Raw genomic sequence first — 26,538 nt, 5'->3', positions numbered from 1 at the left:
ATTCCTCATGTCCGAAACAGTCAGCTTCCACATCCATGGCGCGATTGCCGAAGCGGTGATCGATAATCCGCCGGTCAACGCCACCTCCGCCAGCGTGCGGCAGGGGCTTTCCGAAGCCATTCGCCAGCTGGAATCCGATCCCGCCCTCCAAGCGCTCGTCATCCGTTGCGAAGGCAAGACCTTCATCGCTGGCGCCGACATCAAGGAATTCGGCAAGCCCATGGCTGATCCCGGCCTGCCGCTGGTCATGGAAATGATGGACCATTCGACAAAGCCGATCATCGCCGCCGTCCATGGCACGGTGCTGGGAGGCGGCCTCGAAGTCGCTCTCGCCTGCCACTATCGCATCGCCGCGCCGGGCACGAAATTCGGCTTTCCTGAAGTGAAGCTCGGCCTCATGCCCGGCGGCGGCGGCACGCAGCGCACGCCGCGCCTTGCTGGCCTTGCCACCGCAATCAAGCTGGTGACGGAAGGCAATCAGATCGGCACGGATGAGGCGCTGAAGTCCAACCTTATCGACGCCGTCGCGACGGGCGGCGACCTTGCGACCGAAGCACGCAACTTCGCGGAAAAGCTGGTGGCGGAAGGGAAGGGGCCGCGCAGTTCCTCCACCCTGCCCATGCCCGCCGATGATCCGGCGCTATTCGAAGAAGCGCGCAAGACCGTCGCCAAGAAGATGCGCGGCCAAACCGCACCCCTGCGCGCGTTGGAAGCCATGCGCCTCGGCTATGAACTGCCCTTCGATGAGGCGGTGAAAAAGGAACTCGCGATCTTTCGCGAATGCATGAACGGGTCGCAGTCAAAGGCGCTGCGCCACCTGTTTGCCGCCGAACGCGAAGTCGCGCGCATCCCCGGCCTCGCACCCGATACCCAGACCCGCAACATCGAGCGCGTCGGCGTCATCGGCCTGGGCGTCATGGGACGCGGCATCGTCATGGCGGTCGTCAGCGTCGGCATCCCCGTCATCGCGGTCGGCCTTGATCAACCGAACATCGACGCCGCGATGAAGGCCATCACCAAAATGTGGTCGTCCTCCGTCGCGAAGGGCAGCATGTCGCAGGAGACGATGGACAAGCGCCTCGCGCTCATCACCACCAGCGACGACCCCCGCGACCTGTCGCCGACGCAATTGGTGATCGAGGCAGTGACCGAAGATCTGGACATCAAAAAGGCCGTCTTCGCCAAGCTCGGCGAGGTTACGCCCGCCGGAACCATCCTTGCCTCCAACACCAGCTTCCTCAACATCGACACGCTGGCTGAAGCGTCCGGGCGGCCTGAAGATGTGTGCGGCATGCACTTCTTCAATCCCGCCCATGTCATGCGCCTGCTGGAAAATGTCCGCGCGGCCAAGACCGATCCCGAAGTGGTCGCGACGATCATGGCGATCGGCAAACGCATCGGCAAGCTGCCCGTTCTGTCGGGCGTATGCGACGGCTTCATCGTCAACCGCATGCTCTCCAAGCGCTCCCGCGAGGGCTTCTTCCTAGTGGAGGAGGGCGCAAAGCCCGCCGCGATCGACAAGGTGCTGCTGTCGTACGGCTTCCCCATGGGGCCGTTCGCGCTTGGCGACCTCGCAGGGCTCGACGTGCAGGCCGCCGCCCGCAAGGCCCGCGCCGCCAGCGCGACGGAACGCGAACTGCGCGCCGACTTCCCGGAACAGATGGTCGCCGCCGGACGCCTCGGGCAAAAGACCGGCTCCGGCTGGTACAGCTATGACGAAAACCGCAAAGCCAGCGCCAACCCGCTGACCGACGAGATGATCGCCGCCCATGCGCAGCGCCACGGCCTTACCCTGCGCGAAATCGGCGAGGATGAAATCCGCGAACGCCTGCTCTACGCGATGGTGAATGAAGGTGCGAAGCTGCTCAGCGAAGGCATCGTGCCGCGCCCGCATGAGATCGACGTCGCGCTGGTGAATGGCCTCGGCTGGCCCAGCTACACGGGCGGCCCGATGCATTGGGCCGACCAGATAGGCCTCGACAAGGTGCTGGCCACCATCGAGAAATTCCGCGCCGAACAGGGCGACGCCTATTGGACGCCCGCGCCGCTTCTGGAGCAATATGCGTGCGAGGGCAGGGGCTTCTACGCATGAGCTACGAACCCAATGCGAAGACCGCCGACCTGCTCGCCCGCCTGCGCGCTTTCATGGACGCGCACATCTATCCCAATGAGAAGCGCTATTATGAGGAGGTCGCTACCGGCGACCGCTGGGCGCATGTCACGCTCATCGATGACCTCAAGCCGCTGGCGAAGGACGCGGGTCTCTGGAACCTGTTCCTCCCCGAAAGCACCCATGGCGCGGGGCTCACTAACCTCGAATATGCGCCGCTCTGCGAGGAAATGGGCCGCGTTCACTGGTGCCCCGCCGTCTTCAACTGCGCCGCGCCCGACACCGGCAACATGGAAACGCTCGAACGCTTCGGCACGGACGAGCATAAGGAACGCTGGCTGAAACCCATGCTGGCGGGCGAAATGCGCTCCGCCTTCGCCATGACGGAGCCGCAGGTGGCTTCGTCCGACGCCACCAATATCGAAAGCTCAATCGTGCGCGACGGCGATGACTATGTCATCAACGGCCGCAAATGGTGGATTTCGGGCATGGGCGAGGCGGACTGCGCGCTCATGATCTTCATGGGCAAGACCGATCCGACTGCGCCCAAGCACAAGCAGCAGTCGATGATCCTGGTCCCCCGCGACACACCCGGCATCACCGTGCTGCGGCCCATGACCGTGCTCGGCTATGACGACGCGCCGCACGGCCACATGGAAATCCTGTTCGAAAATGTCCGCGTGCCTGCCTCCAACATGCTGCTGGGCGAGGGCCGCGGCTTCGAAATCGCACAAGCCCGCCTTGGCCCCGGCCGTATCCATCACTGCATGCGCATGATCGGCATGGCCGAACGCGCGCTCGAAGCCATGTGCCGCCGGGTGAAGAGCCGCGTCGCCTTTGGCAAGCCGCTCGCCGAACAGGGGGTCATCATCGAACGCATCGCCAACAGCCGCATCATGATCGATCAGGCGCGGCTGCTCACCCTCCATGCCGCGCACCGCATGGACACGGTCGGCAACAAGGTGGCGAAGGCGGACATCGCGATGATCAAGGTCGCAGCGCCCAACATGGCCTGCCAGGTTATTGACTGGGCGATGCAGGCGCATGGCGCGGCGGGCATCAGCCAGGATTTTTTCCTTGCCAGCTACTATGCCCACGCCCGCAAGATCCGCTTCGCCGATGGCCCCGACGAGGTGCACCGTCACCAGCTCGGCCGCCTCGAACTCGCCAAATATGACTGACGTCCGCACGCTCGACACCAACCGCCTCGGCCCATGGCTTCAGGCCCATGTGCCGGGCGCGGACGGGGAAATCAGCGCAGAGAAATTCGCGGGCGGCCAGTCCAACCCCACCTATTTGCTGTCGGTGGACGGGCGGCCCCGCTTCGTCCTGCGCCGCAAGCCCGATGGCGTGCTGCTCCCCTCCGCCCATGCGATAGAGCGGGAATATCGCGTCACCGATGCGCTCAAGGACAGCGCCGTCCCCGTCGCCCGCCCGCTCGCCCTGTGCGAAGATGCGAGCATCGTCGGCACGCCCTTCTTCATAATGACCTATGCGCAGGGCCGCAATTTCTGGGACGCACGCCTGCCCGATCTTACGCCCGCCGACCGCGCCGCCATCTATGATGAAATGAACCGCGTCCTTGCTGCGCTCCACGCCATCGACCCCGCCGAAGTTGGCCTCCTAGACTATGGCAAGCCCGGCAACTATTTCGCCCGGCAGGTCGCCCGCTGGACCAGGCAATATCGCGCCACCCAGACGCAGCAGATCCACGCGATGGAGTCCCTGATCGACTGGCTCCCCGCCAACGATCCCGGCCTCGAAGCAAGCCGCATCGTCCATGGCGACTATCGCAACGACAATATGATCTTCGCGCCCACGGAGCCGCGCGTCATCGCGGTCCTCGACTGGGAACTCTCGACGCTCGGCCATCCCCTCGCTGACCTCGCCCAGCATCTCATGGCCTGGCGCGTGCCCAAGGAAGGCTATCGCGGCCTGTCCGACGCAGACTTGCCCACGCTCGGCATCCCGTCCGAAGCGGATTATCTGCAAGGCTATGCACAGCGTAGCGGCGCAGGCCCCATCGACCCCAGCCATTGGCGCTACGCCCTTGCCTTCGCCATGTTCCGCAACGCCGCCATCCGCCAAGGCGTCTATCACCGCGCGATCAGCGGCAATGCATCAAGCGAAGCCGCCGCCATCCACGGCGCGCGTGCCGGAGAAATAGCAGGCCTCGCGTGGCGCATCGCCCGCGGGGAAGAGGATGCCCATCTATGACAGAAAAACTTATCAACGCAGGCGACTACCGGCTCCGCGCTGTGGAGCAGGGGGAGGGGCCGCTCGTCCTCATGATCCACGGATTTCCCGGCCTCGCCTGGTCATGGCGGCACCAGATGGAGCCGCTCGCAGCGGCAGGTTTCCGCGCCGTCGCCATCGACAGCCTCGGCTATGGCGGCAGCGACCGTCCCACCGATCCCGCCGCCTATGATGCCGACCGGATGCAGGCCAACCTCATCGCCCTGCTCGATCATTATGAAGCGGACAAGGCGGTCATTGTCGGCCAGGATTTCGGCGCGCAATATGCCTGGAACCTCGCCGTTCGCGCGCCGGATCGGGTGGCGGGCCTCATCGCCACCATCCCCTATGATTATGACATGGCCGGACGCGCCATGCTCGGCAGCGCGCCGCGCCTTTCCCCCGACGAGCCCGCGCGACCGGAAGCATCCTCCCCCGACCGGCTCCCCAGCGAACGCTTCGCCGCCATGGCCGCCGAGCATTTCGTCCACTTCCACTATTTCATGGAGGTGGGCCCCGCCGAGCGCGAACTGGCCGACCGCGCGCCTGAATTCCTCGCCCGCCTCTTCTACGCCCTTTCCTCAAAGGGCGACCTGTGGAGTTGGAAAACGGTCTCATCAGTCGGCAGCGGCTATCTAGACGTCCTGCCCCCCGCCCCTCCGCTCCCCTGGCCCTGGCTTTCCCAAGCAGAGTTCGACCGCTTCGTCAGCGAATATATCGATGCCGACCCGCTGCTGCGTTTCATCGGGGGCCTCAACAGCTATCGCACCGCTGACGTGAACTGGCGCATTGGCGAAAAATGGGCTGACCATGATGTCGAAACGCCTACCCTGTTCCTCTATGGCGAAAAGGACCCGTCCTTCGGCTTCTTCACCGATTGGGAAGCGCGGTTACGCAAGCGCGTGCCCGGCCTGCGCGACATCATCGCCATCCCCGAAGCAGGCCATTTCGTGCAGCAGGAACAACCCGCCGCCTTCAACAAGGCGTTGCTGGACTTCGCTCGATCGATGACGCAATGACCGCCCGCTGGCCCATCGGCGGTCATCTGGGCCTTAGTTCGCCCGACCAACCGATGCTTGCGCATCTCGCCCGGTCCACCAGCCCGCTCGACCAGATCGACGCGCTTGCCGATCATGGCTTTCGCGGCGTGCAGGACCTGTTCCTGATGCTGCGGCCCGAGGCTGAGCAAGTCGCGATGGCCGATCGGATGTCGAGCCGCGGTCTTGTCCTGTCCAGCTTCAGCGACCTTAAATATTGGAACCAGCCGGTCTGGAGCGCCGAGGATGAAGCAGGCCTCGAACATCTGCGCAGCAGCGTGGACCTCAGCGCCGAGATCGCCGCTCGCTTCAACGGCGGCAGCGTCGTCTGCGTAGCAGGCCTCGACAATCAGCGCCCGCGTGACGTGCAACTCCGTGCGATGACGGAAAATCTGAAGCGCTACGCCGAACAGGCCGTCCGCAGCGGATTGACCCTACTCGTCGAACCCATCGCCGCCAGCCGCATCCCCGGCCTCCTGCTCGATCGGCTGGAGAATGCGGTAGAGATGGTGCGCGCTGTTGCCATGCCGTCGGTCCGCCTGCTGTTCGACACCGGCCACGTCGCAATGATGGGCCACGATGTGCCCTCATCCTTCGCCGCCTGCGCGCAGCAGACCGGCCTTGTCCAGTTCGCCGACATACCCAATCGCGTCGATCCCGGCCTGGGTGAACTGGATTGGCCCGCCATCCTGAAGGCGATAGAGGATCATGGCTATCGCGGCATGATAGAGCTCGAATTTGAGCCAACCAACCCGACCGCAATCGGTGAAACCCAGATGCTCGACCGACTAAAAGCGTTTGGCATCTTCTGACCGGCAGCCAGCGCCAATGTCCTGATCTGCTCCTTATGACGCATTTTGCTCCGTCGCGACAATAGGCCCCCGATCACCGCTTTGGTAAAAGGCGGCAACACATGATCAGGAGAGTCTGGCCCGATGAGAGTGGTTGCCAATCTTGCCCAATGTCAGGGGCACGCCCGATGCGAAGACCTGTGCCCGGAGGTGTTTTCCACCGACGCGATCGAGGGAAAGGTCGTCATAGAACAGCCCGAATTCCCCCCGGAGCTTGAGGAAAAGGTGCGGCTCGCCGTGCGCAATTGCCCGGAAGGGGCTCTCCGCATCGCGAAGGGAGCGGTGGCATGACCGTCACCTATTATCCCGCCGCGCCAACCCATGTGCCTGAAGACTTGATCCTGGATTTCGACTTTTTCGACATGCCTGCCGACGTGTCCGATCCGGTGCAGATATGGCACGGCCTTATCCAAAAAGGTGCGCCGCCCATTTTCTACACGCCGCGCAATGGCGGCCATTGGGTGTTCCTTCGCTACGCCGACATCGCCGAAGCCTATCGCAATCACGAGATTTTCTCGACGCACAAGGCGCAGATTCCCCCGCTCGAACCCTATCCGGTTCTTCAGCCCAATGGCGTCGATCCGCCACAGCATGACGTGTTCCGCAAATTGCTTGCGCCCATGTTCACGCCGCTCGCCGTCCGCCGCATGACCGATGGCTTGCAAAGCCGCGCCGAACGCCTCATCTCCGGTTTCGCCGGGAACGGCGGGTGCGACTTCGTGCACGACTATGCCGCCAAATTCCCGACCGGCACGTTCCTCGAACTGTTTGGCCTGCCTGAAGAGCGCCTGCCAGAATTCCTGCGCATCTCCGACACCTTCTTCCGCAGCACCGACCCGGACGTACGTGCCGCAAACCTGCTCGAAATCTATGAAGTGCTGGAGGAATTGTTCCGCGAGAAGGAGCGCAATCCCGGCACCGACATAGCCTCCACCGTGGTGCAATCGCGCGACGCGGATGGCAATCCCTTCCCTTGGACCGACATCATCAACTGCGGCTTCCTGCTGTTCGTCGCTGGGCTGGATACGGTCACGAACACCATGACCTATGTCTGGCGCTACCTCGCGACATCGGCCGACGCGCGGCAGAAGTTCCGCGACCGGCTGGATGATCCATCCGCATTCCTCCTCGCCATCGAGGAGCTTATGCGCATCAACGCGGTCTCCAACATCTATCGCCGCGTCACCCATGATTGTGAGTTCAAAGGCGTGCAGTTCCGCCGCAATGATCGCGTCGTCCTGCCCAATACGGTAGCGAACCGCGACCCGCGCACGTTCAGCGACCCGCAGACGATCGACCTCGATCGCAAGGTCAACAATCACGTCACCTTCGGCCTCGGCCCGCACCGTTGCATCGGGTCGCACCTCGCCAAACGGGAGATCATGATCTCGCTACAAGAATGGCTGCGGCAAATTCCCGAATTTGAACTGGACCCCGATCAGGACGCGGAGTCCGTCTTCGGCGGCCCGGTCATGGGCTTCACCTCGCTCAAACTGCGCTGGTGAGAAGGGTGCGGAGGTTGCGCGAGAAGCCCTCCGCGCTCTCACTCCATCAAAGCCGCCGACCGCTGCCGATATTCGCGCGGAGACAAACCCGTCGCCCGGCGAAAGGCACGGGCAAAGCTGTTGCCGTGCGAAAATCCCGCTTGCTCCGCCACCTGCTTCATCGGCACATCGCCGCGCGCCAGCAGAAGCTTCGACTGCTCGATGCGGTAGGTTTCGATATAGTCTGAAATGGTCTTGCCGGTCAGCGCCAGGAACTGCCGATGCAGATGCCGCGTGCTGATCCCGCACAGGGCAGCCAGTTCAGAGACGCCAGGCATAGGCGCGCCTGCCTCTATCCGCTCGCGAATACGGCGGAACTGCCAGGGCGCGAGGCGGCTGGCCGTCGCCGCGCCCGCAGCCTGATGGAACACCCGGCCCAGCTCCACCCGCACCAGCTGAAACAGCGCCTCCATGGCCTCGCTCGACCGATCGAGCGGATTGATCAATTCACGATGGGCCAGCCGCATCAGGCTGCGCAGCGCGTCGTTCCGAATATTCAGCAGCCCTTGCAGAAATGGCAGCGAAGGCGCGCCCGTGCCAATGATCGCCGCCCCATGCTGCTCGTCGAAAAGGCATCGGATCACGCGGATCTGCCTGCCTTCCGATCGCCCGCCAATCGCGACGCCCGGATGGCGGACGAACAGCGCGCCCATGAAGCAGCGCCGTTCCGGGTCGATATCCGGGAAATAGGCCGATGCGTCGGCCGCCATCGGGGGCAGCGACATTTCCAGCATCAGCTGCTGCTGCGTCTGCTCGAAGCTCACCATGTCGGGCCAATGCCATTCCACCAGCTCGAACCGCCCGCCCGACACAGTGCAGGATGCGATGACCGTGGCGGTGAAGTCGATATCGTCCATGTTCGCCGCCATCCCTATCGCATCAACGCCCGCCAGGCACCCGGCGGCCGCCCCGTCTCGCGCCGAAACGCAGCCGTAAAGGATGGAGCCCCAGCATAGCCCAACGCCCGCGCGATCTCCTCAATCGACCCCTGATCCTCGGTCAGCATCGCCTTGGCCCGATCGATACGCCGCCGCCGGATCGCCGCGCCGGGACTAATCCCCGTCGAGTGGTGGAAACAGCGGATGAAATGATCCCGGCTGATCCCACACCGTTCCGCCATTGCATCGATCGAGGGTGCATCACCAGGCGCGTCAATCATCGCCAGCGCAATGCGCAGCGCCCGTGCGGACAGTCCACCCCGCCGCCGCCCGGCGCGCTCCGCCGCCTGGGTCAGGAACCGCCGCAGGTCGAGCAGGATCAGCCGCACCAAAGCCTCACCGACATCGGCGCTGTCGTCGCCCGGGTTCTCCACCTCGGCCGCCAGCCGCAGCATCGCTTCCTCGATCGGCGGCGAATGCATGTCGAAACAGGCGCTGAGCGTCGCATCGTCGAAACTGATTCCCGTCAGCGCCGGGGCAATCCGCTCATCCTCAAAGCGGATGCGGATGGTGTCGAACGCGCCTTGCGCCACATGAAACTCCATCGGCACGCCAGCCGGGCGCAGGGCCAGCGCGCCCATGCGCGCGAACGGACGGCGCGGATCACCCGCCTTCCGCCCCTCCGACCCGGTCAGCAGTCGTGACAGCCCAAGCATCAGGACTGACTGCGGCTCGACCATCTGCACCGTCTCTTCCCGCACTTCGGGGTAGGCGCAAATTTCGACCACCGCGCCATCCAGCCCGACCGACCGCCGCACGATGTCGGCGCTCTCCCGCGCCAGCCGGATCGAAATCGCATCCATGGGCGCCGCTTATCACATCGCGCGATATATTACGAGATCATGTGACAATCATGCGCACTCGCTCCGGCGAAGCTTGAGCGCGCCCTCGGCCGCTGCATAGCATTACGGCCAAGGAGAGTGCCCCCCATGAATCGCCCGACCGGACCCATCACGCCTGCCACAGACCCGATCGCTCGGGAAGAAGCGCGCTGGCAGCAGGAAACGCGCGGCCCCGCCATGGGCGACCGCCCCGAGCGCCGCGACCCGTTCGTGACGCAGGCGCTCAAATGGCCGATCAAGCCGCTCTACACGCCCGCAGATCTCGACGCGATAGGCTTCGATTACAGCGCAGATCTCGGCTTCCCCGGCGAATATCCCTACACCCGTTCGACCCGCCCCAACGGCCACCGCACCGATTTCTGGACAATGACCCAGGTCACCGGCTTCGGCAAGGGTGAGGATTGGGCGAAGCGCGCCCGCTACATGCTGGACCAAGGCCTCTCCGGCCTGATCCTCGAATATGATCTCGCCACCACCAATGGCTATGACAGTGACGATCCCATCGTGGAGGGCGAAGTCGGCCGGGCAGGGATGGCGCTCGATAGCCTGGAAGATCTGGAAAAGGCCTTTGACCTCCCCTTCGACAAGCTCAGATATCTGATGAGCGTCTGCAACGCGCCGCAGCCGGTCAACCTAGCCATGATCATCGCCGCGCTGGAAAAGAAGGGCGTGGACCCCAAGGATTTCGTCCTCCACATCGTGAACGGTATCTTGATCGAATATACCTGCGTCGGCCGCTACATATATCCGCCCGAACATGGATTGCGCATCGCGACGGACTGCATCGAATATATCATCCGCAACCATCCCAATTGGGCGCCGATCTCGATCATTTCCGCCCAGCTTCAGCCCGCCAAGGCAAACCCGGTGCAGGAGATTGCCTATTCGCTCGCCATCGCCTGCGCCTATATCGACGCGGTGCTGGAACGCGGGCTCGATATCGACACGGTCGCGCCGTACATCAATCACTTCGTCGTCAATGTGGACATGGATTTCTTCGAAGGTGTCTGCAAGCTGCGCGCCTTCCGCAAATGCTGGGCGCGGCTGATGAAGGAGCGTTACGGCGCGTCGAAGCCCGAAGCGCTCAAGATCCGCATGATGACGTCGCCGACCACCATCGCGCTCACCCTTCAGCAGCCGCTGAACAACATCGCCCGCCTCGGCATCATGGCGACCGCCTGCGCGCTCGGCGGGGCAGGGGAGGCTATGACGACGCCGCTTTATGACGAGGCCCACGCCCTGCCAGCCGAAAACGCAATCCGCGTTGGCGCCGCGATCCAGCATATCGTCGCCCATGAAACCGGCGTCGCCGAGACGATCGATCCACTCGCAGGCTCCTATTATGTCGAGACGTTGACCAAGCAGATGGAAGACGCCGCCTTCGCGGAGATGGAGAAGGTCTTCGCCATGGGCGGCGCGCTGAAAGCAATCGAGACCGGCTATATCCAGCGCGCGCTCGGCCGCGAACAATATGAGCGCAACAAGGATATTGAGGAAGGCCGCCGCAAATGGGTCGGCGTCAACCACCTCACCCGCGAGGATGAGGCGCGCGAGATCGAAATCTTCCGCCTCGACGAAGCGATGGAGGAGGAGCAGATCCGCAAGGTTCGCGATCTGCGCGCCCGCCGCGACCAGCCCGCCGTCGATGCCGCGTTGGAAAAGGTGCGCGACGCCGCCCGCACCGGCGCGAACATGGTCCCGCCCTGCCTCGAAGCCGTCAAACTCTACGCGACGCACGGCGAAATCTGCAACGCGATGCGCGACGTCTTCGGCGTCCACAGCGCCGACAGCCAGTTGATGGGAATCTGACCAGCATGACCACATTCAAGCGCCCCTTGCGCGTCCTGCTCGCCAAGCTTGGCATGGACACGCACACCGTCGGCGTCACCGTCATCGGCCACGCCTTGCGAGAAGCGGGGATGGAAGTGATCTTCACCGGCCTCAAGCAAACCCCGGAAATGGTCTGCGCCGCCGCGGTGCAGGAGGATGTGGATGTCGTCGGCATCTCCACCCTGTCCGCCGGTCATACCCGCAGCCTGCCCAAGCTCGCCCGCCTGCTCCGCGAAGCGGGCGCGGGTGACAAGCTGCTCGTTGCGGGCGGCGTTATCCCCGAAGAGGACAAGCCGATCCTCGAACAGGCGGGCGTTGATCGCATCTTCACCATGGGTTCGGACACGCGCGACATCGTCGCCTATCTCGAAAGCTGGTGGGCGCAGCGGCTGGCGGAGGATGCCGCCTGATGATGCAGCGCGCGGCGGATGTCGCGAACCGCCTTCTTGCCGGGGAAGTCGCGGCAGGCGCGCGCGCCATCCGCTGGCTCGATGATCGCGACCCGCGCGGGCCGGAGGTGCTTGCTGCCGTCTATCCGCAAACGGGCCGAGCGCAGGTGGTGGGCGTCACCGGGCCGCCCGGCGCTGGCAAGTCCACTCTCACCGATACGCTCGTCACTGAATGGCGCAAACGTGGCCAGCGCGTCGCCGTCATCGCCGTCGATCCCTCCAGTCCCTTTACCGGGGGCGCCATCCTGGGCGACCGCGTCCGCATGAGCCGTCACGCGCTTGATCCGGGCGTCTTCATCCGCTCGCTCGGCACGCGGGGTCAGGCGGGCGGCCTGTCCCGCTCCACCCATGACGCCTGCCTCGTCTTCGATGCCATGGGCTATGACATCATCCTCGTCGAAACCGTTGGCGTGGGTCAGGATGAGATTGATGTCGTGAACCTCGCCCACACGACCGTCATCATCGCGGTGCCTGGCCTTGGCGACGAGATCCAGGCGGTGAAGGCGGGCCTTATGGAGGCAGGCGACATTTTCGTCGTCAATAAAGCCGACCGGGACGGCTATGACGCGACCCACCGCCAGATGGAATTGATGCTCCACCTTCGCGCGCAAACGGTCACGGATCAGCGCTGGCACGTGCCCCTGCTGCGCGCCGTGGCCGCAAAGGGTGAGGGGGCGGATGCCATCGTTGACGCCATCGCCGCTCACCGCGCCTGGCTGGACGGCCATGGCGACTTCATAAGCCGCAGCCGCATGCGCGCCCGCGAGCAAGTTCTTTCGCTGGTGCGCGACGCGCTTGCCGACCGCGCCGTCAGCATAAGCGGCGACGCCATCATGCACCGTGTCGAAACGCGGCAGCTTGATCCCTACGCGGCGGCAGAGCAGATTGTCGCCACCCTATCTGGAAAGAGTGCAGCAGCATGACCAAATCCATCTGCGCCCTGGCGCACAAGCCCGGCAGCACCCGTGAAGATTTCCAGCTTTATTATGAGGATCATCATGTTCCTCTGGCGATCGGCTACTTCCCCTTTTCGGCCTACGCGCGCAACCATGTCATCGGGACGCAGGCCTTCGGCTGGGACACCATCAGCGAATTCTGGTCTGACGATATAGAAGCCGCCGCCGCGCTGATGGCGGGGCCAGTGGGCGAAATCATGGCCGCCGACGAAGAACGTTTCATGGACCGATCCGTGATCGCCCCCGCTGGCGTGGAGGAAGTAATCCTGTCCTCCGGACCGCGCGCGGCGACTGACGGCCTGCGCACAGCCTTGCTGGTTCAGGACAGTGCCGGACATGTCGACTTGCGCTCCGCAGTCACTGATTGGGCGCGCAGCCTCGCCAAGGACATGGCAGGCGTATCCATCGACTTCACAACCAATTGGACCGAAAGGGCTTTCCCTGCGAAGGCAGTGCTGTGGCTGCCCGGATCGCAGGACCCCAGCATCCCGCAGGGTCTTTCCGTTCAAAAGCTGCTCGTCCGCCACGCGGAAACCCCCGCATCACGACTGCTGGGCTCGCCTTCCTGAGTAGCCACTCACTGTTGGGATTATGCAACAGCGTAGACATAAACGTTATATGTTACGCAGATTGCAACTAGCGGGTTGATGTAAGCGATAATTGCGACTAACGGAACCGCATCGGACATGTTTCTTCATGTTCGGGCTCAACAGGCGCTTTTTCCGGTGTAAAGCGCGCCGACAACGATAAATGCCGCACTGTTGACGAAGAACAACTGTGTTTGGGAGGATATATGAAATCCATGTTGCTTGCGGGCGTCACCGCAATTCTCGTTCCTTTTTCCGTATCCGCAAACGCGCAGGAACAGTCTTCCGCCGCGCAGGAGCCTTCGACGAGCCTGGGCGACATTGTCGTGACCGCGCGCCGTTCCGCTGAAACGCTGCAGGACGTTCCCGTAGCTGTGACCGCGCTCAGCGGCGACTTCATCGAACGGCAGAATATCTCCGATCCGACGGACGTGCCGAACTTCGCGCCGAACATCACGATCGAACAGCAGCCGTCCAGCCTTTCGGCCGCGACCATCTACATTCGCGGCATCGGCAACAACGAGCCTTCCGCCGTGTCGGAACAGGGCGTTGGCGTCTATCTCGACGGCGTCTACCTCGCTCGCGCGGCTGGTGCCGTGTTCGACCTTATCGACCTTGAGCGCATCGAAGTTCTGCGCGGTCCGCAGGGCACGCTGTTCGGCCGCAACACCATCGGCGGCGCGCTGCAGCTGATCACCAAGAAGCCCGCCAATGACATGGCCGTCACGGCCAAGGCTGGCTACGGCCGCTTCAACGAATGGTACGCGCGCGCGCGCCTCGACACCGGCTATATCCTCGGTGACGTGCTGAAGGCGTCTATCGCCTACCAGCATCGTGAAGGTGACGGCTACGTGGACAATATCCTGACGCCCGCCCGGCAGGACCCCGGCTCGCTCAACGCGGACTCGCTCGCCATCGGCCTGCAGGCGGACCTCGGCGACGTCACGGTCAACTACAGCTTCGACTATGACAACCGGAAGGGCACGCCTGCCTTCTTCCAGATCGTCGCGGCGACGCCACAGGCGCAGGATTATTATTCGCAGTCGCCCAGCTTCGGCGGCGCGCCGTTCCTCGTCAGCCCGGATCGTCAGGGCACGGTCCAGCAGGCGGGCTTCACCGACCGCAATGGCGATTTCCGTTACGGCAGCAAGACCCGCGTTCATGGTCATGCACTGACCATCAACTATGACGCCATTCCGGAACTGACACTGAAGTCGATTACCGGATACCGCAAGTTCTTCCAGGACACGATCCTGAACCTGTCGGGTAACGGTGTACTGCGTGGTCCAGTCGTGGACTTCACCTCGCCGACGCTGGTTTCCGTCCAGGATGTCGTTCCCTACACCGGGAACAATGCACCGCAGAAACAGTGGCAGTTCAGCCAGGAATTCCAGGCGCTCGGTAAGGTCGGCGACTTCAACTACCTGCTCGGCATGTATTATTTCTACGAAAAATCGTCGGAATATAACCAGCAGGCATTGACGATTTTGGCGCCGCCTGCTGCCCTTGATTTCTACGGCTTCCCCGTCGGCACGGGTGCCGCAGTAGCGGCGGCCAACCCCGGCCTCGCAACGGTCGGCATCAATGCGACGCCCGTTCAGGCCTTCGGCGGCACGTCGCAGTCGATGGCGCTCTTCGGTCAGGTGAGCTGGAAGCCTGCCTCGCTGGACGAGAAGCTCGAAGTGACCCTCGGTGGCCGCCATACCGCTGACGACAAGACCATCTATCTCGCGGGGGATGTTTTCCCCGTGCAGCGTGGCCGCCGCAGCTTCGACAATTTCTCCTGGCTGGCGTCGGTGTCCTATGAGGTCATGGATGACGTGATGCTCTATGGCCGCGTTTCGACCGGCTATCGTTCGGGCGGCATCAACCCGCGCGGCGGCACCATCAACGGCTTCGATCCGGAAAAAGCCACCTCTTACGAGGCCGGTATCAAGTCGCAGTGGTTCGACAACCGCCTGCGCCTGAACCTCGCTGGTTACATGACGGACTATGATGATCTTCAGGTCCAGCAGTTCGCCGCGGGCAGCGGCGGCGCCACCTCGTTGATCGTGAACGCGGGTAAGGTGCGCCTGTCGGGCTTCGAAGCGGAACTGACCGCAGCGCCGTTCCAGGGTTTCCAGATCGACGGTTCGGTCGGCTATGTGAAGCATAACTACAAGACGTTCCTCTTCCGCGATCCGGGCACCAACACGGTTCTCGATGTCGCTGACGAGGCACGACCGCTCTACACGCCAAAGTGGAACGTCCATGTCGGCGCTGAATATTCGCACCCGATCGGCGGCGGCGACACGCTAGTCCGTCTGCGTGGCGACTATTCCTACCGCTCGAAGATCTACTTCAACGCGCTCGACAACACCGCGCCGTTCAACGAACAGATCGTCTCGCCCAGCCAGACCAACGTCAAGGCACGCCTGTCTGTGGAAGGCATCGACCTTGGCAGCGGCAAGCTCGACGTAGGCGTCTGGGGCGACAATCTGCTGAACCAGCAGCGTCTGGTCTACGGCATCGACTTCGGTGCCCTGGGTTTTGCCGGTGCGACGTTCAACAAGCCGATCTCCTACGGCATCGACGCCAAGATCGCCTTCTGATCACCCCCAACATTCCCCTTCCGCAGGCGGGAGGGGTTAGGGGTGAGCGCGAGCGAAGCGAGCTTCGACGCAAGCCTTTGAAGAACAAGTCCGAGGTGGCGCTAACCCACCCCCTGACCCCCTCCCGCCTGCGGGAGGGGGAATGGCATCTACCGGAGTCGACGTCTAATTAACCGTCGATCCCCCATCCACGGCAATGCACTGGCCGCTGATCCACTCGCCATCCTGGCTCACAAGCAACGCCACCATCGCCGCGATATCCTCCACTTCGCCCAGACGCGGAGACCGGCCCCTTGCCAGCACCTCCTGCTGGAAATCGGTCGGCATCGTCTGGCGAAGCTCTGGCGTGATGATCAGGCCCGGCATGATCGCATTGGCCCGGATGCCCTGCTGGCCCCAGCCGCTTGCGACATGACGCACCAGCGCGTTGATCCCGGCCTTTGCCATAGCATAGCAGGGACGTACCGGCTCCGCCGCGATGGCCGCTGCTGACGAGGTATAGATCATCGCGCCGCCTCCGCGTTCCAGAAGCTTGGGCACGGCATGGCGCGTGATCCGCAGCATGCCCTTCAAATTGACGTCCAGCGTGCGCTCCATCACCTCTTCGGTCACGGTGAGCGCATCGCTGTCCGACATCAGCACGCGCAGGTCAGCAAAATTGGCATGGACCGCGTCGATGCCGCCAAAGCTGCTCGCCGCGCCGTCGATCAACGCCGCGACCGACGCGTCATCCGTGGCATCGAATGCATAGCCAACAGCCCGACTGCCCATCGCGTTGATCTCCTCGACCAGGCTGTCGATCTTTGCCTTTTCACCCGCCGGCGCGGCCACGGCGACGGTCGCGCCCTCCGCCGCCAGCCGCAAGGCCGTGCCCCGGCCAATGCCGGTGGAGGCGCCCGCCACCACGACGGCCTTGCCTTCCAGGCGACGGCAACCCCGCGCATAATTCGCGTTCATCCATACTCTCCTATTTCGTTTCTTATTCGCAACTATTTAGAAGGTTCAGCGGTGCCCACCCCCTGCCAACCGAGCCCCAAAGCTTTTTCAACACTGATAAAGCTGCTGGTCAACGCCGCCGCCGTCTGGACCCGCGCCTGCGAAGCGTTCAAAAGCGAACGGCGGCTTTCCAGATAATTAATGCGTGAAATCGTCCCCGCCTCGCTCCGCTGCCGCGCAAGTTCGGCCGCCGCTTTCCCCTGTTGCTCCGCCCGCACTAGATCCGCCAGGCTCTCGCGCTGCCGCTGGAACCGCGCCAGCGATCCCTCCGCATCCTGCAACGCTCCCAGCACGGCCGCCCGGTAATCCGCCGCCGCCTCGTCCCGCTGCGCCTCCGCCGCATTGATCCGCGCCCGCGCTTTGCCAAAGTCGAGGAAAGACCAGCTGATCCGCGGCACCGCCGCCACCGTGAACTTGTCCAGGTCGACCAAATCTTCCGGCGATGATCCACCGAGGCCGATCAGCCCGAGGAAACTGATGTGCGGAAAGCGCGCCGCGTCCGCCACGCCGATCCGCGCGGTCTGCGCCGCCAGCTTGCGTTCCGCTGCCCTGATGTCGGGGCGACGCTGCAACAGCGCAGCTGGATCACCGACCGCGACTTGCGCAGGCGGCAAAGGTAGGGGCATCGGCGCATCCAACATGCCGTCGAGTGAACCCGGAGCGCCGCCGGTTAGCACCGCCAGCTTGTCTTTCAGCGAATCGATTTCTGCCCGCATCGGCGCCAATCTCGCCCGCGCTCCGTCCCTGTCGGATTCCCGTTGCAGCAAGTCGCCGCGCGCAATCGTCCCGCGCTCAAACCGCTGCCGGGTGAGGGCGACTTCCTCATCCTGCAAGGCCAGGGCCTCTGCGCCCAGCGCAAGCCGCTGCTGCCGGTCCCGCAGATCGACATAGCTTTGCGCCACTTCCGCCGACAGGCTGACGCGCGCGTCTTCCAGGCTTGCCTCGCTTGCCGCCACATCGGCCCGGCTAGCCTCGACCGCGCGGCGGGAGCCGCCGAAGAGATCCAGCTCCCAGCTCGCGTCGAAACCCAGATTGTAAAGGTCTAATGTGGTGGCGCCCCCGTCCTCGGACTGCCCGGGTAAACGCGCCTTTGCATAAATGGCTGATCCGTTGATCGTCGGCAATTCATCCGCCCGCCTTTGCCGAAGCGTGGCGCGCGCCTGCCGGATACGGGCGGCAGCAGCGTCCAGACGCGGATTGCCGCTCAGCGCGCGGTCGATCAACTGGTTGAGAACCGGATCGCCCAGGCTCGTCCACCAAGGGCTGGCACCGTCAACGGATGTGCTGTCCGCACTGCCCCTGACGAAGTTTGGCGGCGGGGGAGGGGCTGCCTCTTGTGGCCCCCGATAGTCGGGGCCAGCGGTACAGGCCGTGGCCAGCAGGAGGATGAAGGCAATGGCGGATCGGTTACGCATTGGCGATCTCAATGGGCGCCCACGGGCGCGGCATGCTGTGGCAAGGGGCGAAGGAAGAAGACGAGCGGCGCGGTGCAGAGGATGGCGATGATCAGCATCCAGAACAGGTCGATATAGGTCATGGTCAGCGCCTGCGTATAAATGCCTTGCTCGATCATGCGGTAGGCTGCCTCATGCCCGCCAAGCGCCTGCGCCTGCATGTCCACATAATTTTGCAGGCCAAGCCCGTTGGCGGCGAGGTTTTCCTCCATCCTGCGGCTGTGGAGCCACAAGCGCTGATCCTGCATGACCGCGATTCCCGCCAGCGCGAACGAACCGCCCAGATTGCGCGCTGCGTTGTACAGGCCTGACGCGTCGGCGGCCAGCGACGTGGGCACCGACCGGATGGCAGCCTGATTCAGGAACATCATGACGCAAATGGTGCCGACCCCGCGCATCAGCTGGGAATCGACGAAGTCGGCGCCAGTCGACGCCGATGTCAGCGACGTTTCGATATAGGTGCTGAGGATCAGCAGGGCCAGTCCAACCAGCACCGACAGATGGATCGGCACGGTCCGGATCGCCCATGGCATGAACGGCATCATCAGCACCATCGGTATCCCGGAAAGCAGGACGATCTGCCCCGATTGCAGCGCGTTATAATGCGCGATCGCCGTCAGGAACTGCGGGATGACATAGGATGTGCCGTAGATCACCATGCCGATCATCATCGCCATGATGAACACCGCGCCGAACTGCCGGTCGAGCAGCAGCCGCAGCCGGATCACTGGCCGCTCCGAACGCATCTGCCCCGCCAGCAGCATGGCAAAGCCCGCGACCGCCGTGATGGTGAGCCAGATGATCGTCGAGGATTCGAACCACTGTTCCCGCTCGCCTTCCTCCAGCACGACGGTAAGGCCGCCGAGCCCCAGGATCAGGCCGAACACGCCCAGCCAGTCCGCCTCGCCGATCAGGTCCAGCCGCGCCCGCTCATGCGGCAGCGCGACGAACAGCAAAAGCAGCAGCGCAACGCCGACCGGAAGATTGAGGAAGAAGGCATAGTGCCAGCTCCAATTCTCGGTCAGCCAGCCGCCCAGCACCGGCCCCATGATAGGCCCCAGGATGGCGGTCGCGCCAAAGAGCGAGTTGCCGACAGGTTGCTGGTGGCGGGGCAGCCGCGTCGCGATGATGGTCATCGCCGTCGGGATCAGCGCGCCGCCCGTGATGCCCTGGCCGATCCGCCCGCCGATCATCACCGGCAATGTCTGCGCCATGCCGCAGATCATCGAAAAGAGGACAAAGCCGATCGTCGCGATGATGAGGAAATTGCGCAGCCCCAACAGCCGCTGCAACCAGCCTGCCAGGGGGATGATGACGATTTCGGCAACGATGAACGACGTCGCGATCCACGTGCCTTCCGTCCCGCTGGCGCCGATTTCGCCCTGGATGATCGGCAAGGCCGAATTGACGATGGAGATGTCGAGCATCGCCATCATCGCGCCCAGCGTGCCTGCCGCAACCGCGAGCCAGTCCGCCGCGCTCGCGCGCTGCGCTGTCTCAGGCTGGGCTGCGTTCACTTGGCGGCTTCCCGCCGGACCTGCTGGTTACTCTTGAGCCGCTCCAGCTCTTCGCGAGCCGAGCGCGTGTCCACAGATACGCCGACGGACATGCCGGGCAGCAACAGCTTCTTGATCGACGGATCAGCATCGATCGCGATCCGCACCGGCACCCGCTGAACGATCTTGGTGAAGTTGCCGGTCGCGTTCTGCGGCGGCAGCAGCGAGAATTGCGCGCCGGTGCCGGGCGCAAGGCTTGCGACATGGCCATGCAGCGTCATGCCCGGCAGAGCGTCGACCTCGATCTCCGCTGGCTGCCCCTGCCGCATCAGGCCGAGCTGCGTTTCCTTGAAATTCGCTTCCAGATACAGCTGTTCGACCGGCACGACGGACATGAGGCGCAGGCCCGGCTGCACGAACTGCCCTACCCGTGCGGAAAGGTCGCCCACCCGCCCGGCGACGCTCGCGCGGATCACCATGTCGCGGACATTGCGCTGCGCCGCCTCAAGCTGGGCGCGCGCGCTCTGGCCCTGCGCCTTCGCCTGGGCGATCTGCGCTTGCAGGCTGGCGATGCGCCGTTCCGCGCCCTCCGTCGTCGCGCGCTGTGCCGCGACATCCTGCGCCGCCTGCGCCGCCTGGGTGCGAAGCGTTGCCAGCTTTTCCCGTGGCTCCGCTCCACTCGCGGCGAGCGGGGTGTAGCGCGCCACCTCGGCTGCGGCAAAGCGCGCCTTGGTCTGCGCCGCCGCCAGCATGGCGCGGGCTTGCGCGATGGCGGCTTCCTGTTCGCCGATCAGCGCTTGCGCATTCTCGGCATTGGCCGCTGCCAGATTGATCTGCGCCTGCCCCTGTGCCGCCTGAGCCGGGTAATCCGGCGCTTCGATCCGCAGCAGCGGTTGACCAGGCTTCACATCCTGATTCTCATGCACCAGCACTTCGCTGATATAGCCCGAAACGCGGGCGGACACGGTGACGCTGTCGGCCTGCAGATAGGCGTCTTCGGTGCTCTGCTGATATTTGCCATATGTCTGGTGGCGTATGAACCAGATCGCCCCGATGATCAGCACGATCACAGCAGCCGTGCCCAGGATCAGGCCCAGCTTGCGCCGCTTCGGATTGCTCGCGCTGTCATGAACGTCTTCGTGGGGAAGGGTCCCTGCCTCGGCCCTGTCGGTCGACGGCCCCTTAGCTTCGGTCATATCATTCCTACCGTCTCGGCTTTACGGCGACGGCTTAGGGTTTGCCGCAGGCGGAAGGCAAGTATTTTTCCGATCCCGGATCGGAAATGTTGTCAGGTCAGCAGGAGGATCACGCTCAACCCTATAAGCGCCGATGTACCGCTAGCCAGGCACAGCAATCGAAAGGGACATAACAAGAATATGGTACTGTCAGGTTCCATCCTCTTCCCCATTTTTAACGTCGGGGTTACCAGAATTATAAACGATCTCCGTGATAACTCCAAATCCCTTTGCGCAGATCCGGCTGCTACGAAAAGCAGCGGTTCGGCTCTTTTTGCGCTTCCCCTATGCGCAGGATAGCCGCTATTCGACATCGTGGAACGATAACAATCCGGCCTCGCGACCGGAATGGAGAGAAATATGTCGCAGTCATTGCTCGACCGGATTGCGCTGCACGATCTGGTGATGCGCTACTGTCGCGGATGTGATCGCCGCGACTTCGCTCTCGTGCGAACCCTCTATCATGATGATGCGATCGACGACCATGGAGCGATGTTTCAAGGCAGTCCCGATGCATTCGTTGCCTGGCTACCTGAAGTGACCGCGCATTGGAGCCTGACCCGCCACAGCATCAGCAACAGCCTGTTCGTCGTCGACGGCGATCATGCCGAAGGTGAACATTATGTAGAGGCCTGGCATCGTACCCATGGCCCTGACGCCAAGCTCTTCATCGCCCTCGGCCGCTATCTCGACCGCTATGAAAGGCGGGATGGCGAATGGAAATTCACCTATCGCAGCCTCGTCTTCGATCATGGTTCGATCGTGCCGGTTGATGAAGGAGCCTTTGAACGGATGAGCAAGGATGCACCCAATGGCCGCGCGGATCGTGATGATCCGTCCTTCCGCTATCCCCTGCTGGCGGGGTTGAGCGCATGAGGGCCGCGCTTTGGGATGGACAGTCGCTCTTCGTCAGTGACGCCGTGACGCTTCGCCCCATCGGGCCGGGCGAGGTTCGTGTCCGCGTTCTGCGGTCCGGCATCTGCCACAGCGACATAGCGATGCTGACGCCGCACCTGCCCAACCTCCCGGTCGTGCTGGGGCATGAGGCCGCCGGTGAGATCGCGGAACTCGGCCCAGGCGTAGAGGGCTGGTCGGTGGGCGACCATGTCTGCGTGGGTACGCAAACACCGTGCGGAGAATGCCGGGAGTGCCAGCGCGGGGAGCCGCATAATTGCGACATCAATTGGGGCATGGCGCCCGGCTTTCCCTTCACCCTTGATGGAAAGCCGGTTGCCTCTTTCGCCAACGTCTCCTCCTTTGCCAGCGAAATCGTGGTGAAGGCGTCGCAATTGTTCGCGATCGATGACCTGCCCCTGGATCAAGGTGCGCTGATCGGGTGCGCCGTCTCGACGGGCGTCTGCGCCTCGCGCGTTCTCGGCCGAGTGCGCGCCGGGGACACCGTCGCCGTTTTCGGGGTGGGCGGCATCGGCGTCAACGCCATTCAGGGCGCGGCGCGGAATGGCGCGAATGTGATCGCCGTCGATGCCAATCCTGCAAAGGAAGCGACGGCGCGGCAATTTGGCGCCACCGCCTTTGTGCTGGCAGACCCCGCACAGGACAGCGATGCCGCAGCGGCCGCTTTGGCTGCCGAGCATGGCCCCATTGATGTGGTGGTGGAATGCAGCGGCGCGGTGGGCGCCATCAACACCGCCTTGCGCTGCACGAAGCGCGGGGGCCGTGTCGTGCTGATCGGCATGTCGCGCCCCGGTGCGGAAGCGGCGCTGCCGCTCGGCAGCTTCGTCATGGGTGGTGAGGTGATCGCGACCATGAACGGTGGCGCGTTGCCGCAGCGCGATTATCCCGAACTCATCGCGCAGGCGCGGGACGGTCGGCTGAACATCGCCGACCAGATCAGCGGCATCTGGCCGCTCGACCGGATCAATGAGGCGATCGCCGCGCTGAAGGCGGGGGAGGTCACCCGCGCAGTCATCGATCACGAACTGTGATGGAGAGCATGATCTTTCACGCAAGCGTCCGCTACTCTACGTCACCCCGGGCTTGACCCGGGGTCCCGCTGGCTGCGCAGCGTTAGATTACGGGGCGAGGCCCGGATCACATCCGGGCTTGGGCTCACTCTGACCCGATCATGCTCTAGGCGCTCATGGTCTGCAACAACTCGACCCTGTGGCCCTGCGGATCGATGATATAGGCAGCACGCAAGCCATGTTCGGGTATGTCGGTCGCGGGGACCTCGATCGTTGCACCGGCAGCACTCGCCTTTTCCAGCGTCGCGTCCAGATCATCTACGACGAAGCCCGTCGTCGCCTCTCCTGTGGCAGGGGGCGTCCGGTTGGGATAGCTGACCAGGATGAAGTTGGGCGCGGGCGGCTGAGCGCCAGCGGTCTTGAGGATCACTTCGTTCATCAACTCTTCGCCTTCGCCAAGATTGAGATAACCCACCACCTCTAGGCCAAAGAGTTCTGTGTAGAAACGTTCGGCAGCGGCAAGATCCCCGACGATGATCTTGGTGAAACTGAAGGCTAGTGCGGTCATCCTCAACCCCTTTCGCGTTACGCATTTATGTGAGACAATCTCTGTCTTAGCGCCTGAAAATGGCGTAAGCCAGATCAGCTGATACGCATGTTGGAGAGAATGATGGCCGAAAAGGCAGCAGGTGACATTCGGTTGTCGGCAGTTTGGCGGAATTTCTGCGATCAACTGGCGCAGGCTGGGGAAGTTCTGGATCGTTCCACTGCGCCGGGAACGGCGATCGATCAGGCGGAAGGACTGCGGTATCTTTCCCGACTGACCCGCACGGCGCTCAACATGCTGGTCGATTCCAGCGATCCGGATTTCCCCCGCATCTTCCTGTTGACTGACGACGCGATCAAGATCGGCGCCGACAATCCGGACAATCTCTATCAGCAGATCGTCGTTCGGGGTGATCGCGAATATCGCATCACTGGCAAGCGGAACAGCGTTCCCTATTTTTCGATCGGGTCGAAGGCGAATCGCTATGCGATCGACGGCACCATGGCCTCGACCGGCGAGATCGAGCTTGCCGACATGCAGTTCGGGCCGGACGGCAGCTTCGAAATCATCGTCAGCAAGGCGCAAAAGCCCGGCAATTGGCTTCCGATGGCGGATGACACGACCCTGCTCATCATTCGCCAGACCTTCAATGACAAGAGGACGGAAGTCGCAGCGGATGTGCGCATCGAACGGATCAGCGAAGGGCCCACCGTGCCCGCGATTCTGGCGCCGGAAGCGATCGAAGCGCAGTTGAACGGTGCTGCCGCCTGGGTGCGCGGCACGGCCAACACCTTCGCCGACTGGTCGCAATGGTTCATGGAACAGCCCAACCGCTTTTATGAGGGCAAGGAACAGTCGGTCTATCAGCGTGCCGGTGGCGATCCGAAAATCTGGTATGGGCACATCTATTATGATCTCGCCCCTGACGAGGCGCTGGTCATCACCGCAAAGCCGCCCCAATGCCGCTTCTGGAACTTCCAGATCGACAATTGGTGGATGGAATCCATGGACCATGTGAACCGCAAGGTGTGGGTCAATGGCGCGCAGGCTAAATATGAAGAAGATGGCAGCGTCATCCTGGTCTGCGCCGACAAGGATCCGGGCTATGGCAACTGGATCGACCTGTCCGGCCATCGCAAGGGCACCGGCCTCTGGCGCTGGATAGAGGCTGACGAGCATCCGGTGCCGCAATGCAAGGTGGTAAAGCTCTGAGCGCGCCTGCCGATCTCACTGCGCGTATCGCCGTCCTTGAAGATCGGGAAGCGATACGCGGCTTGATCGCCAGCTATGGCCCATTGGCCGACGCTGGCGACTGCGCGGGCGCTGCTGCCCTTTGGACGGAGGATGGCGTTTATGAAGTCGGCGGGTTCGGCAGCTACACGGGCCGCGCCGCGATCCAGGCCTTGCTGGAAGGGGAAAGCCACCAATCGCTGATCCATGGCGGCGCAGCCCATGTCCTTAGCCCGCCGGTCATCGACCTCGACGGTGACAAGGCGACCGCCCGGACCTATTCGGTCGTCTTCCGCAAGTCCGGCGATAGCTGGGAGGCCCATCGCGCCTCCGCCAATAGCTGGCATCTCATACGCATGGGCAAGGAATGGAAGGTGGCGCGTCGCGTAAATCGCTTGCTTGACGGATCAGCCGACGCCCGCGCGCTGATCGGCGGCCAGTAGCGGCCGGGGCCAAGAGCCGCCGCGGACTGCTCAGACTGTGATCGTCTTACGGACGCATCCGGCCCTTTCCGTCACCCCGGACTTGATCCGGGGTCCCGCTACATCGTCAGCGTCAGATAAGAAACGGGCGCCGGATCAAGTCCGGCATGGCGATCACTTGAATATGATCATCCTTGGCCGAAGGGCGGCTCCAGCCTCGCGGCGCCGCCCTTCGCCTCATATGGTTCACGCAGTCTGGCGCGCGGCGGCGAACTGCTTCTTGGCAAAAGCGCATGCGTCGGCCATCGCTTCCTGCGCGCCCGGCAAGAACCCCAGCCATGAAACAAAACCGTGGACCATGCCCGGATAGCGCTTCACTTCGACTTCCACCCCGGCCTTTTCCAGCACCGGGCCATAGGCTTCCACCGCGTCTCGAATGGGATCGCACTCGGCGGCGGCGATAAAGGCTGGCGCGAGGCCCTTGTGGCTCTCGGCCTTCATCGGACTGGCGCGAAAATCATCATAATCGCTTTCGTCCTTGATGTGCAGTTCCCAGAAATAATGGGCATCTTCCAGGCGAAGCACGGGGCCGTTCGCGAATTCAAGGGCTGAACCTTCTTCCGGAATCGGATGGATGCCGGGGCCATACCAGTTGATCTGCGCGGCGATGCGCGGCGCGCCGGCGTCGCGTGCCAGGAGGGCGCAGGCGCTGGCCAGCACGCCGCCCGCGCTGTCTCCCGCAACGGCGATCAGGGCAGGGTCGCCGCCCAGTTCGGCCGCATTCGCCGCCGCCCACTGGGTCGCGGCCCAGCAATCCTCGAACGCCGCCGGAAACTTGTGCTCGGGCGCCAGGCGATAGTCCACGGACACCACGATGGTCTCCGCGCCCGCCGCCAGTCCGCGCGCGATCATGTCCTGCGTGTCGAGATCGCCGACGACGAACCCGCCGCCATGGAAATAGGCAGTGACCGGGAAAGGCCCTTTCCCCTCTGGCGTATAGATGCGCACCGGTATTTCACCGTTCGGTCCCGGGATCGTGCGGTCGGAAACCGACGCCAACGACACCTGCGGCGGCGGCAACTGGATCGAACTCGACCGCACCGATTCCCGCAATACGGGTACGGGAATGTTCCGTATCGGCGGCCATTCCGGCTGATTGGCGAACATGGCCTCAAGCTGCGGATCGAGCGGCATCTCTATTCTCCTCGTTTCAATTCTGCAGTTTCTTCATTAATTCACACAATCGCGTCGCCGGATTTATCC

At 63.5% G+C, this 26,538-nt stretch carries 24 protein-coding genes; 16 read left to right on the top strand and 8 right to left on the bottom strand.

The window, feature by feature from the left end:
- Positions 1–7: 7 nt before the first annotated feature.
- The 7 genes from NCHOL11_RS12825 (at position 8) to NCHOL11_RS12795 (ending at position 7,738) form a co-directional block, all read left to right on the top strand.
- A complete protein-coding gene (locus NCHOL11_RS12825; protein WP_097092961.1) occupies positions 8–2,092 on the top strand; it encodes a 3-hydroxyacyl-CoA dehydrogenase NAD-binding domain-containing protein in 2,085 nt (694 codons plus the stop codon).
- Positions 2,089–3,291, top strand: coding sequence for an acyl-CoA dehydrogenase family protein (locus tag NCHOL11_RS12820; protein ID WP_097092960.1), 1,203 nt, complete (start codon positions 2,089–2,091; stop codon positions 3,289–3,291). The genes NCHOL11_RS12825 and NCHOL11_RS12820 overlap by 4 nt, the downstream gene beginning before the upstream one ends.
- Entirely contained in the window at positions 3,284–4,327 is a 1,044-nt protein-coding gene (locus NCHOL11_RS12815; RefSeq protein ID WP_255254816.1) for a phosphotransferase family protein, read from the top strand. The genes NCHOL11_RS12820 and NCHOL11_RS12815 overlap by 8 nt, the downstream gene beginning before the upstream one ends.
- On the top strand, positions 4,324–5,364 hold the full coding sequence (locus tag NCHOL11_RS12810; protein ID WP_097092958.1) for an alpha/beta fold hydrolase: 1,041 nt from the start codon (positions 4,324–4,326) through the stop codon (positions 5,362–5,364). The genes NCHOL11_RS12815 and NCHOL11_RS12810 overlap by 4 nt, the downstream gene beginning before the upstream one ends.
- Positions 5,361–6,194: a sugar phosphate isomerase/epimerase family protein gene (locus NCHOL11_RS12805; RefSeq protein ID WP_097092957.1), complete on the top strand. Its 834-nt coding sequence runs from the start codon at positions 5,361–5,363 to the stop codon at positions 6,192–6,194. Before NCHOL11_RS12810 ends, NCHOL11_RS12805 begins: the two co-directional genes overlap by 4 nt.
- Positions 6,195–6,317: 123 nt before the next feature.
- Entirely contained in the window at positions 6,318–6,524 is a 207-nt protein-coding gene (locus NCHOL11_RS12800) for a ferredoxin (RefSeq protein ID WP_097092956.1), read from the top strand.
- Positions 6,521–7,738, top strand: coding sequence for a cytochrome P450 (locus NCHOL11_RS12795; RefSeq protein WP_097092955.1), 1,218 nt, complete (start codon positions 6,521–6,523; stop codon positions 7,736–7,738). The genes NCHOL11_RS12800 and NCHOL11_RS12795 overlap by 4 nt, the downstream gene beginning before the upstream one ends.
- 38 nt (positions 7,739–7,776) lie before the next feature.
- Here NCHOL11_RS12795 and NCHOL11_RS12790 read toward each other — a convergent pair whose 3' ends face one another.
- Together NCHOL11_RS12790 and NCHOL11_RS12785 are read right to left on the bottom strand one after the other, a co-directional pair.
- The gene (locus tag NCHOL11_RS12790) at positions 7,777–8,634 is read right to left on the bottom strand and encodes a helix-turn-helix transcriptional regulator (protein WP_097093298.1); all 858 of its coding nucleotides are present in this window, start codon (positions 8,632–8,634) and stop codon (positions 7,777–7,779) included.
- Between the two features lie 14 nt (positions 8,635–8,648).
- Positions 8,649–9,518 (bottom strand): helix-turn-helix domain-containing protein, encoded by an 870-nt coding sequence (locus NCHOL11_RS12785; RefSeq protein WP_097092954.1) that lies wholly within the window; start codon positions 9,516–9,518, stop codon positions 8,649–8,651.
- A gap of 126 nt (positions 9,519–9,644) precedes the next feature.
- Between NCHOL11_RS12785 and NCHOL11_RS12780 the strand changes: the two genes are divergently transcribed.
- The 5 genes from NCHOL11_RS12780 (at position 9,645) to NCHOL11_RS12760 (ending at position 15,970) form a co-directional block, all read left to right on the top strand.
- Positions 9,645–11,366 (top strand): methylmalonyl-CoA mutase family protein, encoded by a 1,722-nt coding sequence (locus NCHOL11_RS12780; RefSeq protein ID WP_097092953.1) that lies wholly within the window; start codon positions 9,645–9,647, stop codon positions 11,364–11,366.
- A 5-nt stretch (positions 11,367–11,371) separates the two neighbouring features.
- The gene (locus tag NCHOL11_RS12775; protein WP_097092952.1) at positions 11,372–11,797 is read left to right on the top strand and encodes a cobalamin B12-binding domain-containing protein; all 426 of its coding nucleotides are present in this window, start codon (positions 11,372–11,374) and stop codon (positions 11,795–11,797) included.
- Positions 11,797–12,759, top strand: a complete 963-nt coding sequence (meaB, locus tag NCHOL11_RS12770) for a methylmalonyl Co-A mutase-associated GTPase MeaB (protein ID WP_217991077.1) — start codon at positions 11,797–11,799, stop codon at positions 12,757–12,759. Before NCHOL11_RS12775 ends, meaB begins: the two co-directional genes overlap by 1 nt.
- Positions 12,756–13,361: an EthD domain-containing protein gene (locus NCHOL11_RS12765; protein ID WP_097092951.1), complete on the top strand. Its 606-nt coding sequence runs from the start codon at positions 12,756–12,758 to the stop codon at positions 13,359–13,361. The genes meaB and NCHOL11_RS12765 overlap by 4 nt, the downstream gene beginning before the upstream one ends.
- A 224-nt stretch (positions 13,362–13,585) precedes the next feature.
- Positions 13,586–15,970, top strand: a complete 2,385-nt coding sequence (locus NCHOL11_RS12760) for a TonB-dependent receptor (RefSeq protein WP_236575196.1) — start codon at positions 13,586–13,588, stop codon at positions 15,968–15,970.
- Positions 15,971–16,135: 165 nt separating this feature from the next.
- Here NCHOL11_RS12760 and NCHOL11_RS12755 read toward each other — a convergent pair whose 3' ends face one another.
- From NCHOL11_RS12755 to NCHOL11_RS12740, 4 genes are read right to left on the bottom strand one after another with little or no spacing between them, the layout of a single operon-like run.
- Positions 16,136–16,927 carry an SDR family NAD(P)-dependent oxidoreductase gene (locus NCHOL11_RS12755; RefSeq protein ID WP_097092950.1) on the bottom strand — a complete coding sequence of 264 codons (792 nt, stop codon included), beginning with the start codon at positions 16,925–16,927 and terminating at the stop codon, positions 16,136–16,138.
- A gap of 32 nt (positions 16,928–16,959) precedes the next feature.
- The gene (locus tag NCHOL11_RS12750) at positions 16,960–18,381 is read right to left on the bottom strand and encodes an efflux transporter outer membrane subunit (protein WP_097092949.1); all 1,422 of its coding nucleotides are present in this window, start codon (positions 18,379–18,381) and stop codon (positions 16,960–16,962) included.
- Between the two features lie 8 nt (positions 18,382–18,389).
- Complete coding sequence (locus NCHOL11_RS12745; protein WP_255254815.1) at positions 18,390–19,937, bottom strand: MDR family MFS transporter; 1,548 nt, start codon at positions 19,935–19,937, stop codon at positions 18,390–18,392.
- Positions 19,934–21,112 carry an HlyD family secretion protein gene (locus tag NCHOL11_RS12740; RefSeq protein WP_097092948.1) on the bottom strand — a complete coding sequence of 393 codons (1,179 nt, stop codon included), beginning with the start codon at positions 21,110–21,112 and terminating at the stop codon, positions 19,934–19,936. Before NCHOL11_RS12740 ends, NCHOL11_RS12745 begins: the two co-directional genes overlap by 4 nt.
- Positions 21,113–21,511: 399 nt before the next feature.
- Here NCHOL11_RS12740 and NCHOL11_RS12735 point away from each other — a divergent pair, with 399 nt between their 5' ends.
- On the top strand, positions 21,512–22,027 hold the full coding sequence (locus tag NCHOL11_RS12735; protein WP_176502263.1) for a nuclear transport factor 2 family protein: 516 nt from the start codon (positions 21,512–21,514) through the stop codon (positions 22,025–22,027).
- Positions 22,024–23,097, top strand: a complete 1,074-nt coding sequence (locus NCHOL11_RS12730) for an alcohol dehydrogenase catalytic domain-containing protein (protein WP_097092946.1) — start codon at positions 22,024–22,026, stop codon at positions 23,095–23,097. The genes NCHOL11_RS12735 and NCHOL11_RS12730 overlap by 4 nt, the downstream gene beginning before the upstream one ends.
- A 145-nt stretch (positions 23,098–23,242) precedes the next feature.
- Here the strand turns inward: NCHOL11_RS12730 and NCHOL11_RS12725 are convergent, their stop codons facing one another.
- Positions 23,243–23,644, bottom strand: coding sequence for a VOC family protein (locus NCHOL11_RS12725; protein ID WP_097092945.1), 402 nt, complete (start codon positions 23,642–23,644; stop codon positions 23,243–23,245).
- A gap of 87 nt (positions 23,645–23,731) precedes the next feature.
- Here NCHOL11_RS12725 and NCHOL11_RS12720 point away from each other — a divergent pair, with 87 nt between their 5' ends.
- Together NCHOL11_RS12720 and NCHOL11_RS12715 are read left to right on the top strand one after the other, a co-directional pair.
- Positions 23,732–24,835: a DUF1214 domain-containing protein gene (locus NCHOL11_RS12720; protein ID WP_255254814.1), complete on the top strand. Its 1,104-nt coding sequence runs from the start codon at positions 23,732–23,734 to the stop codon at positions 24,833–24,835.
- A complete protein-coding gene (locus NCHOL11_RS12715; RefSeq protein ID WP_097092944.1) occupies positions 24,814–25,296 on the top strand; it encodes a nuclear transport factor 2 family protein in 483 nt (160 codons plus the stop codon). Before NCHOL11_RS12720 ends, NCHOL11_RS12715 begins: the two co-directional genes overlap by 22 nt.
- Positions 25,297–25,521: 225 nt before the next feature.
- On the opposite strand, the gene NCHOL11_RS12710 is transcribed toward NCHOL11_RS12715, so the two are convergent.
- A complete protein-coding gene (locus NCHOL11_RS12710) occupies positions 25,522–26,469 on the bottom strand; it encodes an alpha/beta hydrolase (protein WP_097092943.1) in 948 nt (315 codons plus the stop codon).
- Between the last annotated feature and the right edge of the window lie 69 nt (positions 26,470–26,538).

It is taken from the genome of Novosphingobium sp. Chol11, assembly GCF_900218065.1.
Taxonomy (GTDB): Bacteria; Pseudomonadota; Alphaproteobacteria; order Sphingomonadales; family Sphingomonadaceae; genus Sphingobium; species Sphingobium agri.
The sequence above is the reverse complement of the archived record's forward strand: the minus strand, read 5'-3'. Positions and strand labels throughout refer to the sequence as shown.

What these genes read in the sequence shown, in the direction of transcription:
- NCHOL11_RS12825 (WP_097092961.1), top strand. Translation starts at nt 8, where the DNA reads ATGTCCGAAACAGTCAGCTTCCACATCCATGGCGCGATTGCCGAAGCG.
- NCHOL11_RS12820 (WP_097092960.1), top strand. Translation starts at nt 2,089, where the DNA reads ATGAGCTACGAACCCAATGCGAAGACCGCCGACCTGCTCGCCCGCCTG.
- NCHOL11_RS12815 (WP_255254816.1), top strand. Translation starts at nt 3,284, where the DNA reads ATGACTGACGTCCGCACGCTCGACACCAACCGCCTCGGCCCATGGCTT.
- NCHOL11_RS12810 (WP_097092958.1), top strand. Translation starts at nt 4,324, where the DNA reads ATGACAGAAAAACTTATCAACGCAGGCGACTACCGGCTCCGCGCTGTG.
- NCHOL11_RS12805 (WP_097092957.1), top strand. Translation starts at nt 5,361, where the DNA reads ATGACCGCCCGCTGGCCCATCGGCGGTCATCTGGGCCTTAGTTCGCCC.
- NCHOL11_RS12800 (WP_097092956.1), top strand. Translation starts at nt 6,318, where the DNA reads ATGAGAGTGGTTGCCAATCTTGCCCAATGTCAGGGGCACGCCCGATGC.
- NCHOL11_RS12795 (WP_097092955.1), top strand. Translation starts at nt 6,521, where the DNA reads ATGACCGTCACCTATTATCCCGCCGCGCCAACCCATGTGCCTGAAGAC.
- NCHOL11_RS12790 (WP_097093298.1), bottom strand. Translation starts at nt 8,634, where the DNA reads ATGGACGATATCGACTTCACCGCCACGGTCATCGCATCCTGCACTGTG.
- NCHOL11_RS12785 (WP_097092954.1), bottom strand. Translation starts at nt 9,518, where the DNA reads ATGGATGCGATTTCGATCCGGCTGGCGCGGGAGAGCGCCGACATCGTG.
- NCHOL11_RS12780 (WP_097092953.1), top strand. Translation starts at nt 9,645, where the DNA reads ATGAATCGCCCGACCGGACCCATCACGCCTGCCACAGACCCGATCGCT.
- NCHOL11_RS12775 (WP_097092952.1), top strand. Translation starts at nt 11,372, where the DNA reads ATGACCACATTCAAGCGCCCCTTGCGCGTCCTGCTCGCCAAGCTTGGC.
- meaB (WP_217991077.1), top strand. Translation starts at nt 11,797, where the DNA reads ATGATGCAGCGCGCGGCGGATGTCGCGAACCGCCTTCTTGCCGGGGAA.
- NCHOL11_RS12765 (WP_097092951.1), top strand. Translation starts at nt 12,756, where the DNA reads ATGACCAAATCCATCTGCGCCCTGGCGCACAAGCCCGGCAGCACCCGT.
- NCHOL11_RS12760 (WP_236575196.1), top strand. Translation starts at nt 13,586, where the DNA reads ATGAAATCCATGTTGCTTGCGGGCGTCACCGCAATTCTCGTTCCTTTT.
- NCHOL11_RS12755 (WP_097092950.1), bottom strand. Translation starts at nt 16,927, where the DNA reads ATGAACGCGAATTATGCGCGGGGTTGCCGTCGCCTGGAAGGCAAGGCC.
- NCHOL11_RS12750 (WP_097092949.1), bottom strand. Translation starts at nt 18,381, where the DNA reads ATGCGTAACCGATCCGCCATTGCCTTCATCCTCCTGCTGGCCACGGCC.
- NCHOL11_RS12740 (WP_097092948.1), bottom strand. Translation starts at nt 21,112, where the DNA reads ATGACCGAAGCTAAGGGGCCGTCGACCGACAGGGCCGAGGCAGGGACC.
- NCHOL11_RS12735 (WP_176502263.1), top strand. Translation starts at nt 21,512, where the DNA reads ATGTCGCAGTCATTGCTCGACCGGATTGCGCTGCACGATCTGGTGATG.
- NCHOL11_RS12730 (WP_097092946.1), top strand. Translation starts at nt 22,024, where the DNA reads ATGAGGGCCGCGCTTTGGGATGGACAGTCGCTCTTCGTCAGTGACGCC.
- NCHOL11_RS12725 (WP_097092945.1), bottom strand. Translation starts at nt 23,644, where the DNA reads ATGACCGCACTAGCCTTCAGTTTCACCAAGATCATCGTCGGGGATCTT.
- NCHOL11_RS12720 (WP_255254814.1), top strand. Translation starts at nt 23,732, where the DNA reads ATGTTGGAGAGAATGATGGCCGAAAAGGCAGCAGGTGACATTCGGTTG.
- NCHOL11_RS12715 (WP_097092944.1), top strand. Translation starts at nt 24,814, where the DNA reads ATGCAAGGTGGTAAAGCTCTGAGCGCGCCTGCCGATCTCACTGCGCGT.
- NCHOL11_RS12710 (WP_097092943.1), bottom strand. Translation starts at nt 26,469, where the DNA reads ATGCCGCTCGATCCGCAGCTTGAGGCCATGTTCGCCAATCAGCCGGAA.